At 57.7% G+C, this 16573-nt stretch carries 13 protein-coding genes; all 13 read right to left on the bottom strand.

Translation table 11 applies throughout. From position 1 onward, the window contains the following. Positions 1-72 precede the first annotated feature (72 nt). The 13 genes from BQ9843_RS02205 to BQ9843_RS02145 all read right to left on the bottom strand — a co-directional run bounded on the left by BQ9843_RS02205 (position 73) and on the right by BQ9843_RS02145 (position 16411). On the bottom strand, positions 73-1284 hold the full coding sequence (locus BQ9843_RS02205; protein WP_195906602.1) for an iron-containing alcohol dehydrogenase: 1212 nt from the start codon (positions 1282-1284) through the stop codon (positions 73-75). Positions 1285-1452: 168 nt separating this feature from the next. Beyond that, complete coding sequence (locus tag BQ9843_RS02200) at positions 1453-3285, bottom strand: ABC-F family ATP-binding cassette domain-containing protein (RefSeq protein WP_075843727.1); 1833 nt, start codon at positions 3283-3285, stop codon at positions 1453-1455. Positions 3286-3471: 186 nt separating this feature from the next. Beyond that, the gene (pstB, locus tag BQ9843_RS02195) at positions 3472-4335 is read right to left on the bottom strand and encodes a phosphate ABC transporter ATP-binding protein PstB (RefSeq protein ID WP_268258797.1); all 864 of its coding nucleotides are present in this window, start codon (positions 4333-4335) and stop codon (positions 3472-3474) included. Then, the gene (gene pstA / locus BQ9843_RS02190) at positions 4332-5258 is read right to left on the bottom strand and encodes a phosphate ABC transporter permease PstA (RefSeq protein ID WP_075843726.1); all 927 of its coding nucleotides are present in this window, start codon (positions 5256-5258) and stop codon (positions 4332-4334) included. The genes pstB and pstA overlap by 4 nt, the downstream gene beginning before the upstream one ends. Continuing rightward, the gene (gene pstC / locus BQ9843_RS02185; RefSeq protein WP_075843725.1) at positions 5251-6159 is read right to left on the bottom strand and encodes a phosphate ABC transporter permease subunit PstC; all 909 of its coding nucleotides are present in this window, start codon (positions 6157-6159) and stop codon (positions 5251-5253) included. Before pstC ends, pstA begins: the two co-directional genes overlap by 8 nt. Positions 6160-6215: 56 nt before the next feature. After that, positions 6216-7157, bottom strand: a complete 942-nt coding sequence (locus BQ9843_RS02180; RefSeq protein ID WP_075843724.1) for a phosphate ABC transporter substrate-binding protein — start codon at positions 7155-7157, stop codon at positions 6216-6218. A 407-nt stretch (positions 7158-7564) separates the two neighbouring features. Next, a complete protein-coding gene (locus BQ9843_RS02175) occupies positions 7565-8980 on the bottom strand; it encodes a Sapep family Mn(2+)-dependent dipeptidase (protein ID WP_326844820.1) in 1416 nt (471 codons plus the stop codon). Positions 8981-9033: 53 nt separating this feature from the next. Further along, the gene (locus tag BQ9843_RS02170; protein ID WP_075844088.1) at positions 9034-9711 is read right to left on the bottom strand and encodes an HAD family hydrolase; all 678 of its coding nucleotides are present in this window, start codon (positions 9709-9711) and stop codon (positions 9034-9036) included. A 162-nt stretch (positions 9712-9873) separates the two neighbouring features. After that, positions 9874-11055, bottom strand: a complete 1182-nt coding sequence (gene rpsA, locus BQ9843_RS02165) for a 30S ribosomal protein S1 (RefSeq protein ID WP_075843722.1) — start codon at positions 11053-11055, stop codon at positions 9874-9876. 294 nt (positions 11056-11349) lie between these two features. Next, positions 11350-12672: an L-cysteine desulfidase family protein gene (locus tag BQ9843_RS02160; RefSeq protein WP_075843721.1), complete on the bottom strand. Its 1323-nt coding sequence runs from the start codon at positions 12670-12672 to the stop codon at positions 11350-11352. 200 nt (positions 12673-12872) lie between these two features. Further along, entirely contained in the window at positions 12873-13277 is a 405-nt protein-coding gene (gene ndk / locus BQ9843_RS02155; RefSeq protein ID WP_075843720.1) for a nucleoside-diphosphate kinase, read from the bottom strand. A gap of 368 nt (positions 13278-13645) precedes the next feature. Next, positions 13646-15076: an argininosuccinate lyase gene (gene argH, locus BQ9843_RS02150; protein WP_075843719.1), complete on the bottom strand. Its 1431-nt coding sequence runs from the start codon at positions 15074-15076 to the stop codon at positions 13646-13648. Between the two features lie 114 nt (positions 15077-15190). Further along, entirely contained in the window at positions 15191-16411 is a 1221-nt protein-coding gene (locus BQ9843_RS02145; protein WP_075843718.1) for an argininosuccinate synthase, read from the bottom strand. Positions 16412-16573: the final 162 nt, after the last annotated feature.

Raw genomic sequence — 16573 nt, 5'->3', positions numbered from 1 at the left:
ATAAGACGATGCCCTCATTTTAATGCAATGCACACCCAAGTGTTGCAACGCGTGCCAGAGACCTTGATAACACTATGCCGCAACGTCTGCAGTTCGTGAACGACCGGCGAGCGCAACGAGAAGGCTATGGGCTTCCCCTCTGGTAAAATGCTCGATTACCTGCGAGTTTCCCGTCTCAAGGGCTTCTTTCACCAAACCGGTGCCTTCGACGGCATCCTCCAGGTCTTTTCCCGTTGCCCCAAGCTCCGCAAGCGAGCGAGGCAGCTGCAACGCACCAAGATAATTGCCCAGGCACTCGATAGCCGCACGCGCATCTTCAAGCTCGTTTCCGCACGAGGAAAGCCCCCACACACGCCGTCCCAACCGGGCAAGGCGTACAGCGTCACGCTCCATAACCAAGTTCAAAACCGGCGGCAGCACAACAGAGAGGCACGATCCCAGCGGCTTTTTTAAGCGCGCGGAGAGCACGAGCGCAATCTCTCGGCTCACGGGATGCGGAACGCGACCCGGCATGCACATATTGTTATGCGCCATGCAGGAAGCCCACATCAGATCGGCACGCGCCTGCACGTCGGCAGGATCCGACAAGACAAGCGGCGTCTCCTCGACGATCGCGCCCATCAGTCCTTCGATCAATCGATCGCTCACACCCGTTGCCTGGGAATCTTCAAGGTACAAACCAAATAGATAGGCTAGCGTCTCACAGATGCCGCAAGAGACCTGATACGCAGGAAGCGTTTCGGTCAGAGCAGGATTGAGCACCGAAAACGAAGGAATCAAAACGTTGGAGGTCGCCTCTGCAACTCCTCTGCCCTCTTCAAGCTGCAGCATAGCCGTAGCAGACGCCTCCGATCCCGAAGCCGCCGTCGTAAGCACGCAGCCAATGGGAAGCGCATCGTCGAGCACGGCCTCGCCGCAAAAGAAATCGAGCACATCGCCGCGATAGCGCACGCCTGCAGCAATCGCTTTGGCAACATCGATTACGCTGCCGCCGCCAATCGCCAAAATAAAGTCGACCCGCTCATCACGCGCCAAATCGATACCCTCTCGCACCAGCTCAAGCTGAGACGCCGGTTGCACCCCCGAAAGCACCGCATACTCCAAAAGCGCTCTATCGAGCGAGGTCCGAACACGGGCGTAAAGACCCGAGCGACGCGCAGACCCTTCGCCTAAAACGATAAGCGCCTTCGTGCCCGAAAAACGACTCACTAAACGGCCAACCTCAAGCTCGGCATCTTCGCCAAACTCAAAATGCGTGGGCAGGCAATAACTGAAACGATCCATGAGCATAAACCCTTCTTCGCCGCAGCCACTAACAATCATTACCTGCTGAGTATGCAGGCAAGAAGGGCTGATGCGGGGATAATCAAAGAGGGTTAACGCAGGCGCACACAAGCATTAATCGACAAGAAACGCTCTCGAAACGATGAATTTCTCCCTACCTCGGACGGGCTATTCTCCAAGCTGCTCGGAGGTTTCGAGCCACGACGTCTCTAGATCATCGAGCTCATCTTGCTTATCATCAATCTTTTTTTGCTGAGCCTCGAGCGCCGCGTAATCGGTGGGGTCGACATCGGCCATACCTGCCTGCAGTTTTTCGAGCTCGGCGCGACGCGCCTCCATCTTGCGCTCAAGCGAGGATACCTCACGACGCAAGCGCTGACGCTCTGCGTTGGAAAGCCCCGAGGACGCCTGAGACGGAGAGGCGGCACACTCCTGTGTGCGCGATGCAGGGATTTCAGACGCGGCAGTACTCGCCTCGTTTACAAGCTTGAGATACTGATCGACACCGCCGGGAACATGGCGCAGGCGCCCATCGATTAACGCGAACTGGGAATCGGTCACGCGCTCCATCAAGAAGCGATCGTGCGTCACGAGGATAAGCGTGCCGGGCCAACCGTCCAGCAGGTCCTCCACAATCGCAAGCATATCGGTGTCGAGGTCGTTGCCCGGCTCGTCCAAAATGAGCACGTTGGGCTCGTCAAGAATCGTGAGGAGCAGGGAGAGGCGACGACGCTGGCCACCCGATAGGTCCTTGATACGGCTCCAGAGCTGCTTGGTTGTGAACCCCAGGCGCTCGCAGAGCTTCTCAGGGCTCGTCTCCTTGCCATCAACGATATATACGCGCTTGTACGTGGAAAGAACCTCGCGAATGGTCTCGTCCATATGAGGGTCGAGTTCCTCGAGCTGCTGAGAGAGCACACCAAAACGTACGGTTTGGCCGATCTTCACTCGCCCGCAAAACGGGGCTATCTTGCCCTGGATCACGTTAAGAAGCGTCGATTTTCCCGCTCCGTTCTCGCCCAAAAGACCAAAGCGGTCGCCGGCGCCGATAAGCCAGGTCACATCATTGAGAACAGGACGCAAAGCGGACCCAGCCTCCGAATCGGCCGTATCGTAGCCTGCCGTCACATCGAGCACGTCGATGACTTGCTTGCCTAGGCGCGAAACCGCCAGGCGTTTAAGCTCCAGCTCATCGCGCACGGGAGGAACATCGGCGATGAGTTCGCGAGCCGCATCGACGCGAAATTTTGGCTTGGTGCTGCGCGCCTGGGCCCCACGCGATAGCCATGCGAGTTCCTTGCGGGCCATGTTGCGACGACGCTCCTCGGTCACGCGCGCCATGCGGTCACGCTCGACGCGCTGCAGAATATAGGCGGAATAGCCGCCCTCGAAGGGGTCGACGCAGCCGTCGTGCACCTCCCACATCGACGTACAGACCTCGTCCAGAAACCAGCGATCGTGCGTAACCACCAAAAGAGCGCCGACGCCCGCTTGCCAGCGGCTTTTAAGATGCTCGGCGAGCCAATTGATAGTTCGCATATCCAAGTGGTTTGTGGGCTCGTCGAGCATCAGCACGTCATAGTCGCCAATAAGCAGGCGAGCAAGGTCCACGCGACGCCTCTGACCGCCCGAAAGCTCCCCCACGGTTCCCTCCCAAGGGACATCTGCAATCAGGCCATCCAAAATACTGCGTACCACAGGCGAGGCCGCCCACTCGTATTCGGGCAAATCGCCCACCACAGCGTGATGCACGGTATCGGTATCGCAAAGTGCATCGCGCTGGCCGAGCACGCCCACACGGAGGTCGCGACGATGCGTGACCCTGCCCTCATCGGGCTCGGCAATTCCAGCAAGCACCGAAAGAAGCGTCGACTTGCCGTCACCGTTCTTGCCAACGATGCCGATTCGGTCGCCTTCCGCCACGCCCAGCGTCACATCTTTAAGAATGACCTTGGTGGGATATTCGAGTGAAACCGCGTCACAGCCAAGAAGAGCCGCCATAGAAATACCGCCTAACGTACATGTTCAGTCAAGTACCCATGCTAGCACGCGACTCCGTCCACGCATAAGAAAAGGGCACTGCGACCGAAAGGACGACCGCAGCACCCCTGTGCAAAGCGCCGCACCGGTGGCGCACACGATAGAAACGCGCGCCGTCTTCCGGCGGGCCAGCGGAACATATTCCGACTAGGAGAACATGCCCGTGAGGTAATCGTTAAGACGAGCGTCGTTTGGGCGCTGGAAAATCTGCTCGGTCTCGCCGTACTCAACCATATCGCCCATGTAGAAGAAAGCGGTGCGATTCGACACGCGGCTCGCTTGCTCCATGTTGTGCGTAACGATGACGATGGCACGGTCCTTAACCACATTGCGCATAAGGTCCTCGATAGCCAGGGTCGAGATGGGATCGAGCGCCGAGCACGGCTCGTCAAACAAAATCACATCGGGATGCACGGCAAGGGTGCGCGCGATGCACAGGCGCTGCTGCTGGCCACCGGATAAGGCAAAGGCGCTTTTGTCGAGTTTGTCTTTAACCTCATCCCACAAGGCCGCCCCGCGCAGACTCTCCTCGACCATCTGATCAAGGACGTCCTTGCCCCGCACGCCGTGACGACGAGGGGCAAACGTGATGTTGTCGTAGATGGACATATGAAACGGATTGGGCTGCTGGAACACCATGCCAATGGATTTGCGCAGCTCATAGAGGTTCTCGCTTGGAGTATTGATGTTGTGTCCGCGATACTCGATCTCGCCATCGACACGACAGCCTCGAATCTCGCGATTCATAAGGTTAAGACTGCGCAAGAACGTCGATTTACCACAGCCGGAAGGCCCGATGAGGGCTGTGATCTCGTCTTTATGGAACGCTAGCGAGGTGTCGTGCAATGCATGGTGATTGCCGTAATAGACGTTTACGTCCTTGGTCTCGAGCACCACCTCGTCGGAGATGGCGAAGCCCGACACGCGGTTCTGCTTCTCACTCGAGCTCACGCTCGCCATAAAATCGGCGCTTGTGGAGTCGGTCTCCACCGCAGAAGTCTCTACGCTCATTCGGCCGTCATCCTCCTTGCAAGGGCCTTGCCGACGATGCGTGCGGCAACGTTGAATAAAAGCACGCAGGTCATCAATAGAGCGGCGGTGCCCCAAACGATAGTTTGAGCCTCGGGGCTTCCCTCGCCGTAAATCTTGTAGATGTGCACGGCAAGCGACTCGGCCGGCCTAAAGACATTCCAGGCGCAGGTAGGGCTTGCAAAGTTAAGCGTAAAGAAATTAAGACGCACCGGCGAGCTCATACCAGAGGTGAACAACAAAGCAGCAGCCTCGCCAAACACGCGACCAGCCGAAAGCACCACGCCCGTAACGATGGCCGGCATAGCCACGGGAATCAAGACGTGCACCGTGGTCTCCCAACGCGTGAGGCCCATAGCAAGACATGCATCGCGCTGAGAGGCGGGAACGTCTTCCAGTGCCTGCTGGATCACGCGCACAAGAATGGGGATGTTGAACATGGTGAGCGCAACGGCGCCGGATAGAATCGAGTATTTCCAGCCAAAGTTCACGCTAAAGACCAGAAAGCCAAACATGCCCACGACGATTGACGGCAGTGACGAAAGGGTCTCGATAGCCGTCGATGCAATGCTTGTGATGGGGCCGTCGGGCGCATATTCGACCAAAAACACAGCACCGCCCAAGCTGATGGGAAGCGAGATGGCAAGTGTCAGAATCAGCAGGTAAAACGAGTCAAATAGCTGATACGCCACACCGCCTTGAGTACCATTGGCACGCGAGGCCTCGGTAAGAAAACCGGGCTTGAAAAGCGTTTCGATACCCTGGCTCAAAATGAAGAGCACCATCGACACGACAATGAGCATCACAAGGCCCACGATGAGCGTGAGCACGCCGGTCGCAATCTTGTCGTTACGCTGCGAGCGTTCAAGATAGGCATCTTGTGCCTGAGCCGCAGACCTAGCCACGAGCCTTCGCCCCCTTACGACCGATGAGATGGATGATCAAAATGAAGATGAGCGACATACCCATGAGCAACAGGCCAAGCGCCCACAAGATATCGTCCTGTGCAGAACCTTCCGCATAGACTGCCATGCTGGTGGTAAGCGTGGTGGTAATGGTAGATGCGGCATCGAGCAAACCGGTGGGCATCTTCTCGATACCACCGATCACCATGCGCACGGCAAGCGTCTCTCCAAAGGCACGAGTCATGCCCAAGATCACGGCGGTCATAAGCGAAGGAAGGGCGCTTTTAAGCACAACGTGCCAAATGGTCTGCCAGCGCGTGTAACCAAGCGCCAAAGAACCCTGACGGTAGCCATCCGGCACGGCGCGCAAGGCGTCAATGGAAAGCGTGGTTACGGTCGGCAGGATCATGACAGCCAAAACGATAGAACCGGGAAGGATACCCAAACCGGTCGAGACCCCAAAGATCGCTTTGCATGCACCCACGACAACATGAAAGCCAATAAGACCGAACACGACCGACGGAATACCCGTCAAAAGCTCAATCAAAGGTTGAAAAACCTTTGAGCCAAAACGCGGACGAATCTCGACAGCAAAAATCGCCGAGCCCAGCGAGACGGGCAGCGCGATGATCGTGGAGAGGATCGTCACAGAAAAAGAAGTGACGATCAGGGGAAGAGCACCGGTATAGGGCATACCGTTTTGATCCGAGTTCGAGAGATCCCATTTGGTTCCCCCAAAGAACCCGGCAATGTTGACGCCATCCTTGAAAAAGGCGGAGAGACCCTTCTGGGCGACCATGATGATCAGGGCCAACACAACAAGTGTCACGAGCACGACGCACGCGCCCGTGACACCCAAACCCACTTTTTCAAGGTTGCGTTTTGGCATCTGCTTTGCCATTACGCACCTTTCGTTGTAGCAACAGTAAGCAGGGAATAGATCGGAAGGCAGCGCCGTTATTTCTCGGTCACCTTGCCGGAAGCGTCCTTGACAACCTTCATCTCGGAAACAGGAATAAAGCCCTGCTGCTCAACGAGCTCCTTCTGGACATCATCGGAAAGCATGAAGTCCAGGAAGGCAGTGGTAGCCTCATCGGCGTCCTTGGCGCAGTACATATGCTCGGTTGCCCAGATGGGGAACTTGTTGTCGAAGACGTTCTCGCTCTTGGGCTCGACGCCCTCGACCTTGACGGCGTTGAACTTGGAATCGTCGTAGTGAGAAAAGTCAAGGTAGGAGATGGCGTTGTCGGTGCTGGAAAGCTGAGTCTGAACGTCGCCGGACTTGTCGAGCTCCGCATCGCCCTTGAACTCGTTTGCCTCAGAACCAAAGACAGCGGCCTCAAAGGTGGCACGCGTACCAGAACCGGCCTTACGGTTGAGCACAACGATGGTAACGTCGTCACCACCGACCTCTTTCCAGTTGGTAATGGTGCCGGAGAAGATGCCCTTCAGCTGCTCGAGGGAAAGGTCGTCAACCTTCACGTTCTTGGAAACCACAGGGCCCATGCCCACAACAGCGACCTCGTGATCGACGAGGTTCTTGACATCGTCCTTCTCGAGCTTGGTCTCGGCGAAGACATCGGAGTTACCAATAGTCACGGTGCCGGCGGTAACAGCGGTCAGGCCCTTGCCCGAGCCGTTACCAGAACCGGAGATGATGACGTCGGGATACTTGTCCATGAACTTCTCAGCAGCGGCCTCAACGAGCGCCTGGAACGAAGAAGCGCCGTCATACGTCACCTCACCCGCGATATCCTTGGCAGCAGCAGAGCCGGCAGCGGAGCCCTTGGCAGCGGAAGCAGCAGAGTTGCCGCAGCCAGCAAGGCCAAGACCGGCCATAGCAGCAATACCGCCAGCAAGACCCAGGAACTGACGACGAGAGCAAGAATAGTCGAACATGGTTCTCCTTTCGCGAACATACCCGTTCGCACATCAACGCAGATGGCGTCTAGATCATCGTCGCGCCCTGTGCTCGACGAGTAGATCTGGTTGCATCGCGCGGCTCCCCGCATGAGAACAGATGCCGAGGCCCTTGCGAGAAACCGTCCGGTGCAACCCCACCTGCTAAATCCTTGATGAGAACTTTAGGCGCACGCCAATGCGTTTTTTTGCTCAACGACACCTCATTACGCGCACGTGACTAAACATTACGCAGCTCTCGTGCGTCATTTACGCGCTCTTTACAAAAGGTTCGTTTGGTTAATTTCGTGCGAAGAACACCCTGATCTCCCCCGCCGGAAATTCAGCGCAAAAATGCCCCGGCAGCAAAGCCACCGGGGCACCAGAAAGGAAAATCCGCGTTCTGTTTACAGATCGAGCTCCATCAGACGGAAAATCGCCAGGATGTAAATCTTAAGCGCCTGCTTGAGCTGCACCTCGCTTGCGGCCTCGTTGGGCCCATGCATGAGACCGGCCCACTCAGGCAAGACCAGGCCATGGGTCTCGGCGCCAAAGGAAACGGCGCTTTTGAACTTACGCGCATAGGTGCCGCCACCCATGGAAAACGGGGTGGCGTTTTCACCCGTCACATCGTTATACGTATCGATAAGCGTCTTAACCGCCGGGCTATCCGCGGGGATATAGAAGGCCTCGACCGCATGGTCAACATTCAGCGTCGCGCCAAAGCGCTCTGCCACCGCGCGGCAGGTATCCTCAAGCTCGGTCAGGTTCACGCAGTTGGGCAGGCGAACGTCGATGGTCTGTAGGATGCGACCCTCCTTGACCTCGATGGTGCCGCCGTTGAGCGTAAGGGGTCCAAAAGCATCGTTCGAGGCGGCGACACCCAAAGCGGAACCTGTAGTATCGGCATGAATGATCGAGAGCAGCTCGAGCGCCTGCGCCTCGTCACCCTTGCAGATGCCCGTTTCCTTGAGGTAGCCAAGTACGAGCGCGATGGCGTTGAGCGTACCCTCGGGCATGGAGGCATGCCCGCCAATACCCTGAGCCATAATGCGGGTGCGACCGTCGCCTACGGGCTCAATCGTCAGACGATCGGCATTGGCCACGGGGGCAGGAAGCTCAGAGGCATCGACGGCAACCTCGCAGATGGACTGAGACGGCACGGCGTTGGTGGCCTCGGCACCGCTCCAGGACAAAATCTTGCCATCGGCAATCACGCCGCTGGTAAAGGTAGCGCCAAACTGGCCCTTCTCCGCATTGCAAACCGGGAACTCTGCATCCGGGGTAAACAGGAACGCCGGGTCCTCATGAGTCGACAGGTAATGAGGCACATCCTTCATGCCCGTCTCCTCATCGCAGCCCAAAAGCGCACGGAACGTGTATCTGGGAGTCACGCCCTCGCGAAGAAGAAATGCGCCAGCGTACAGGCCAAGAACGGCAGGGCCCTTGTCGTCGATAACGCCGCGGCCCAAAAGCCAACCGTCACGGCGCACCATGGTAAACGGATCGGTGTTCCAGCCGGGGCCGGCAGGGACCACATCGACATGAGCAATCGTGGCGATCTGGCGCTCCGACTCGCCGGGAATATCTGCCATGCCCATATAGCCCTCGTCATCGGAGGTCTGATAACCAAGCTTCGCGGCGATGCCCAGTGCACAGTCGAGAGCAGCGCGCGAGTCCTTACCAAACGGAGCGCCTGGCTCGTTTGCACCTTCAATCGCCACAGAAGGCACCGCCACCAGAGTGGCGATATCGTCGAGGACGTTGCCCCATACCTCATCGACGTACTCGTCAACGCGCTTCTCGAGTTCTTTATCCATCATGTAGCTCCAATCCAAGCCGTGTACAACCATATGTGTCAAAATAGGCGAACACCTTAAAGCTCAACGCCCAAAGCCCAAGCAAGCTCCGCAACGTCATGCGCCGCGAAATCCGCTCCAGCTCGTTCATGCTCCCCCTCATCAGCCGCGCCGGTATAGATACCAATACAGGGAATCCCCCGCTCGTGCGCACCACGGACATCATGAAAACGATCGCCCACCATCACGGAGTCATCGATAGTGGCACCAAGCTGCGCCATAGCGTCGCGAATGGATTCCGCCTTGGTATCGCGACCGGGCTCCAATCTGCCCACAACCGCATCAAAGGGAGGGAGATTGAGCGAATCGATCATTTGGCATGCCGTTGTCTCAAGACGAGACGTCGCGACGGCAACCCGCCTACCCTGTTCGTGGAGGGCAGCAATCAGCTCGCGCATGCCGGGAAAGACCGGGTAATAATCGGGCGACATATCCCCATCAAAAATCCGACGGTACACCTCGGTGATACGTATGCCCTCTTCGAGAGACTGATGACAGAGATCAGCAAAGCCATTGCAGAGCGGCGGGCCGATTAAGGAATGCAAATCGCCTTCGGCTTCTCTGGGATAGCCGCACTCGATTAAGGCCTCACGCGCACAACGCATAATAAACGTGCCGGTATTGGCAATAGTGCCATCAAAATCCAGCAGAACCGCCGAACGGTCGGCAAAAGGAGCCGCCGTGTATTGACTCATCACCGAAACCACCAATCGATCGAATCCAAACGCTGCCCATCATAGCATGCGCTGTAAACCGTGCACAGGCGAGCATCGGCACGCGGACGGCATGGGCGATAACAAAACGACCCCCGGTAGAAATACACCGGGGGTCGTTATCACGTTCTATGAAAAGAAGCGCTACTCGGCGTCAGCTTCAGCCTCGGCCTCAGTCTCGTCATCCTTCTTCTCGTTGGGAAGCGGGGTGACGTCAATCTCGAAGCCCAGGGTCTCAGCAGCAGACTTCATGGACAGGGAGATACGACGACGGTCGAGGTCGATCTCCATAACCTTGACCTGCACCTTGTCGCCCACGTGGGTGACCTGAGAAGGCTGGTCGACATGCTTGTTGGCCATCTCGGAGATGTGCACCAGGCCCTCGATGCCCTCGCCGAGGTCGACGAAAGCGCCGAACGGCACGAGCTTGGTGACGGAACCCTCGACGATAGCGCCCACGGGATACTTCTTGACGAGTGCACGCCAAGGATCCTCGGTGGTCTGCTTGAGACCGAGGGAGATGCGCTCGCGGTTCAGGTCGACGTCGAGCACCTCGACCTCAACCTCCTGGCCGACCTTGACGACCTCGGAGGGATGGTTAACGTGGTTCCAAGAGAGCTCGGAGATGTGAATCAGGCCGTCGATGCCGCCGAGGTCCACAAATGCACCGAAATCCACGATGGAGGAAACAGTGCCCTTGAGACGCATGCCGCTCTTGAGCTTGGAGAGAATCTCGGAACGCTCGGCCTTGCGGGACTCCTCGAGCACCACGCGGCGGGAGAGAACGACGTTGTTGCGGTTGCGATCCATCTCGATAACGCGAGCCTCGATGGAAGTGTGCAGGTAGGAGGTGAGATCCTTCACGCGGCGCAGGTCCACGAGGGAAGCGGGCAGGAAGCCGCGCAGGCCGATGTCGAGGATAAGACCGCCCTTGACGACCTCGATGACCTCGCCCTCGACGTTCTCGCCAGAGTTGAACTTCTCCTCGATGCGGTTCCAAGCGCGCTCGTACTCAGCACGACGCTTGGAGAGGACCATGCGGCCCTCCTTGTCCTCTTTCTGGACAACCTGGGCCTCAACGGTATCGCCAAGAGCGACGATATCTGCAGGGTTGATATCCTTGCGGATGGAAAGCTCGCGAACGGGAATAACGCCCTCGGACTTGGAGTGAAGGTCTACCAGGACCTCATCGCGACCGATGGAAGCGACCGTACCGGTGACAAGGTCGCCCTCGTCAAAGGTGGGAAGGTCGTTCAGGCTCTTCTCCATCTCGTCGTCCGCACCCTCATCCAGCGAAAAAACGGACGTGTTCTGAATCTCACTCAAAGGTGGACCCCTTTCGAACTTACGGGGCCCCGATTGCAAGCCTGCAGATGTGCGGTAGGAACGGACAAAGAAGCCATCCGGCGCGCGCACCGTTTGGATATATCTCGGGGGCCAACAGATACTGACGTGACGCTTATGCAATCACGATGGTATAGGTTACGGTGAATCGGCTTCGATTTCAAGCGCGAACTGCCATTTTTTGGGCGTGTGGAGACTTTTCCGCAATACCTCTAATATGGGCGGTAGCAAGTTGTCGATGAGCGGTCAGCGGTTTATTTTCTCCACCCAGCGTCCCTAGCACTCGACTTGAGTCTTGCCGATCATGATGTTGAGAATCTCCACGTCGGCGTCCTTCATGCCCACACGGCCAACGTAGCCCATGCTGGCGATCGTCTGCTCAACCGTATCCTGAATAAGACCCTCTCCCGCACGGAAGCCACGACCCTGCATGGCCATGTCGTGTCCAAGAATCGCCGCGTCCACCGCAGCCGAAATCTTGGCAGCACAGCTCGCCTTGGCACCGTCGCACACGATGCCGCCAACATTGCCCAGCGTATTGGAAACGGTGGCACCGATCTGCTCGCGCGTACCGCCGCACAGCCAGGTGATGGCAGCGCCCGCACCGCAGGCGGCACAGATGGCACCGCAAAAAGCGGAAAGCGCGCCAATATAGCTTTTAACGTGCACGGCAATGAGGTCGGACAGCATGACGGCACGCACCAGACGTTCATGGTCGCAGCGCAAGAACTCGGCATATTCCATAACGGGGAGCGCGCAGGTGATGCCCTGATTGCCCGATCCGCATACGATAACCACCGGCAGCGCGCAGCCATTCATGCGAGCGTCTGAGCCGGCAGCAGCACGTGCGCGGGCACGGCAGGCGACATCGGCCGCACGAGCCCCCAACAGGGTGCGACCGACCTCGGCTCCCCAGGAGTGAGCCAGGCCCTCGGCACTGATGGCACCATTGAGTTCGATCTGGCGCTCAACCGCTTCGCGCGCAGCGTCGATATCGCCGTTCTCGATGAAGTCGATGATGGACTCGACGGTCATGGGCGCCTCGGCGCTAACGGAGGCGCGCTCGGCCACCACGCGCTCGGCGCAAGCCGCGCACTCCCCCGCCGACTTGCCGCACACTGGGATGCCGTCCAACGTATGGCATGTCACGTTGGTGTGATGGTCGATAATCTCGACGACGGCAACATGGCTCCCGTACGTTGCAGTCACCTTGATATACAAATTGGGAACGCCCTCGACCAGCGAAACATTACAGTACGAAGAGTCGACCAGCAGCTCGTTCGCACGGGCGCGCGCGGCGTCATCTACGCTTTCCAGCACCTCGAGGGCGCTCTTTGCGTCACCGCCCACGGCGCCCAAGACGGCTGCCGCCTCGATGCCGCGCATCCCGCCCGAATTGGGCACCGTCACGCTCTTCACGTTTTTGATGATATTGCCGGAACAAGCGACATCCATATGCTCGGGCTCGCCACATAAGGTCTGGCTCGCCAGCGCTGCGGCGTATGCGACGGCAATCGGCTCGGTGCAACCAAGCGCGCAAACAAGTTCGCGATTAAGGGTCTCACAATATGCGACATCGCGGATGGGATCGGCGGGCATGGCAATCTCCTTAATTCGCACCCCGCAACAAGGTGGCGAATAAACGAATATCTCTTTTAACCATTAGCATTTGATAGCAACAGGGACAAAATCGCAAGTCGCCTTCCGACAGGCGGCAAAGCACCGCCATGAAAAACGCCGTGGATGCAATTCCACGGCGCCCATGCCACACGCCAACAGCTCTGAGGAGCCAAAGCTGATTAGCCAAAGAAACGCTTGATCTCGATCTCGCCGTTCTCGACACAGTCGGAGCCGTGGATCACGTTAGCGTCGACATCGACGGCAAAGTCGCCGCGGATGGTGCCAGGAGCAGCGTCGAGTGGATTGGTAGCGCCCATAAGGGTGCGCATCTTAGCCACGGCAGAAGGGCCAGAAACAATCATCTTAACAACAGGACCGCTGGTCATAAAGTCGCAAAGGCCACCAAAGAACGGCTTGTCTGCCAAATGGGCGTAGTGCTCCTCGACCGTCGGACGGTCAAGGGTGGTCATCTCCATGCGTTCGATGACAAGACCGATGCGCTCGATACGCGTGACGATCTCGCCGATCTTGCGATCGCGCACGGCGTCGGGCTTGATCATGATAAATGTCTTCTCGATAGCCATAGTTGTAGCCTTTCAAGTAGGTTCGTACGTGCCCACGTCCGTTGGGGCACCCGCTCGGGATTGCATCGCTGCAGAGTTCCATTCGAAACAGCAAGTAGCAACTTACTGGGATCTCCGTATATGTAACCTCCTGCCTTCGAAGCGCGATTAGCCTACCATCAGCACAACGTTCGCAGGCAATGAAGCGAGTGAAGAGTCGTTTAACGCCCGCGAGTGGGCTATTTCACGCCGTTGCGCACCACTCCCACAAGAGTTCTCCGCAATTCAAAGCGCAGGCTCGCCCACATATAAAAAGAGGTGCCCTACGCAATTGCGTGAGCACCTCGCGGAAAACATTGATTGTTTGCGCCCCTAAAATACAAACGTTCCTAGTTTGCCCCAGAGCCCATCTCGACTACAGGAGTCAACTCGGAAAGTCTGGCCTCATCGAGAGAAAGCTGCTTTTGAGCAGAAGAGAGCTGCTCGGCCACGGCTGCGGGTGCCGTACCGCCTTCGGTGATACGCGCCGCCACGATCGACGGGATGTCGAGCGCCTCGGTAATATCGCGCTCGAACAGAGGGCTTGCCTCCTGGAACACCTCGAAAGGAAGATCCTCAAGGTTGCAGCCGCGCTTCTCGCACGTAAGCACAAGATGGCCCACGACGGCGTGTGCCTCGCGAAACGGCAGACCTCGCTTGGCCAGATAATCGGCAACATCGGTTGCGGCAAGGTGGCCCACGCCGCACTCGCGGCGCATGGCGTCCTCATTGACCGTCCAGGTTTCGATCATGCCGGCCATGACCGAAAGACATTGCATGAGCGTATGCGCCGTATCGAGAGCGCCCTCCTTGTCCTCCTGCAAATCCTTGTTGTAGGCAAGGGGAAGGCCCTTCATGGTCACGAGCAGCTGCGTAAGGTTGCCATACACGCGGCCGCTCTTGCCGCGGATAAGCTCGGCAAAATCGGGGTTCTTTTTCTGCGGCATAATGGACGAGCCCGTAGAATAGCTATCGGAAAGCGTGATGAAACCAAATTCGGACGTAGACCACAAGACGATCTCTTCGGACAAGCGTGAGAGGTGCATGGCCATCACAGAGCCCGCGTAATGAAGATCGAGCAGGAAGTCACGATCGGAGACGGCATCGAGCGAATTGGGAATCACGCGCGAAAAGCCAAGCTCGGCAGCGGTCATCTGACGGTCAAGCGGATAGGTGGTACCAGCAAGAGCGGCAGCCCCCAAAGGCGAGGCATCGGCAGCGTCGAACGCGGCAACAAGACGCTGGAAGTCGCGGGTAAACATCCAGACATAGGCAAGCAGGTGATGGGAGAAAAGCACGGGCTGTGCATGCTGCAGGTGTGTGTAGCCGGGCAGAATCACATCGGAGTACTTTTGCGCCGCGGCAATTAGGACCTGACGGAGATGAAGGTTCGCCTCCATAAGCTCCTTGGCCAAAGCCTTGCATCCAAGGCGCGTGTCGGTTGCAACCTGGTCATTGCGCGAACGACCAGTATGCAGACGCTTTCCCGCCTCGCCGATACGACGCGTAAGCTCGGACTCAATGGACATGTGAATGTCCTCGTCGTTGATATCGAACGTGAATTTGCCAGCATCGATATCGGCGCCGATCCCATCGAGTCCAGAGCAAATCAACTCAGCATCGGCTTGGCTAATGATGCCCTGAGCTGCAAGCATTTTGGCATGAGCCTTGGAACCCGCGATATCCTGACGGTACAGATGCTTGTCGACGGGCAACGACGCGCCAAACTCCTGCGTAACCTGCGCCACGCCCGCCTCAAAACGGCCTCCCCACAACGCCATGGGAAACCTCCTCAAATCGATTTCAAACAGCTTTAGTGTATAGAAAAAAGCGACGTCGCAGCTCATTAGCTGCGGCGCCGCGAATAAAGTGCATTGCTGCCGGCACCCGAGCTTTTATGCGATACCGGAACCGGGGCCTTGGACCTTGGACCAAGTCTTGAGCGACAGCGTGTCGAGATAGATGAAACCAGCGGCGCTCTTCTCGTCAAACGTGGTGTCGCGGTCGTAGGTAGCCAGACCGTAATCGTAGAGTGAGTGCGGGGATTTGCGGCCCACGATGGTGAGATTGCCCTTGAAGAACTTGAGTCGCACAGTGCCGGTCACAAACTTCTGGGTCTCGTCCATAAAGGCATCGAGCGCGGCCTTGAGGGGGCTAAACCACTTGCCGTTGTAGACAGTCGTGGCCCACTGCTGCTCAAGCGCAAACTTGGCACGCAGCACGTCACCCTCGACGGTCAGGTCCTCAAGCGCCTTGTGGGCCTGCAGGAGTGTGAGCGCAGCCGGAACCTCATAGCACTCGCGAGACTTCAGGCCCACGAGGCGATCCTCAACGAGGTCGAGACGTCCAAAGCCGTTGTCGCCAGCGATCTTGTTGAGCTTGATGATGAGCTCGGAGAGCTTCATCTGCTCGCCATCGATGGATACGGGCTTGCCGGCCTCAAAGCCGATCTCCACATAGGTGGGAGTATCCGGGGTGTTCTCGGGGCTCTTGGTCATCGTCCAAGCGTCATCGAGCGGCTCGTTCCAGGGGTCCTCCATGTGACCACACTCGATTGCGCGGCCCCACAGGTTATCGTCGATGGAATAGGGGTTGTCGTTAGCGCCCTCGGGAACAGGGATGCCGTGCTCGTGAGCATAGGCAACCTCGTCCGGGCGGCACTTGAGGTCCCACTCGCGCACAGGAGCGATAACCTTGAGGTCGGGATCGAGAGCCAGCACGCCTGCCTCGAAACGAACCTGGTCGTTACCCTTACCCGTGCAGCCATGAGCAACGTACGTGGCACCGTACTCGTGGGCAACCTCAACGAGCTTGGCGGCGAGCAGCGGGCGCGAAAGGGCGCTCAGCAGCGGGTATTTGTTTTCATACATGGAGTTAGCAGCGATGGCATGAGTGAGGTACTCATCGGAGAACTCATCGCGAAGGTCGAGCACCTTGCAGTCGAGAACGCCAAGGCTCAGAGCCTTTTGACGCTTCTTCTCAAGATCGGTCTCCTCCTGGCCGACGTTTCCGCACACGCAGATAACGTCGAGGTTCTTCTCGGTCTGCAGCCATTTGACGCAGACGGAGGTGTCGAGACCGCCGGAATAAGCCAGTACTACCTTTTCCTTGCTCATGTTTGCTTCCTTTCACCCTTGATAGCTATTGGAGCAACGAATATGTCCGCGAGCCGTTCGAAGACTCGCGGTACTTGTTATAGCAGCTTCTCTGCCTTTTCTGCACGCGATATGAATAAATTCGCGCAAAAACGCATCCTCCCCGTATCTACAAAACGCTCT

This window comes from Collinsella bouchesdurhonensis (genome assembly GCF_900155365.1).
Taxonomy (GTDB): Bacteria; Actinomycetota; Coriobacteriia; order Coriobacteriales; family Coriobacteriaceae; genus Collinsella; species Collinsella bouchesdurhonensis.
This window is presented reverse-complemented; position numbering and strand designations above follow the sequence as displayed.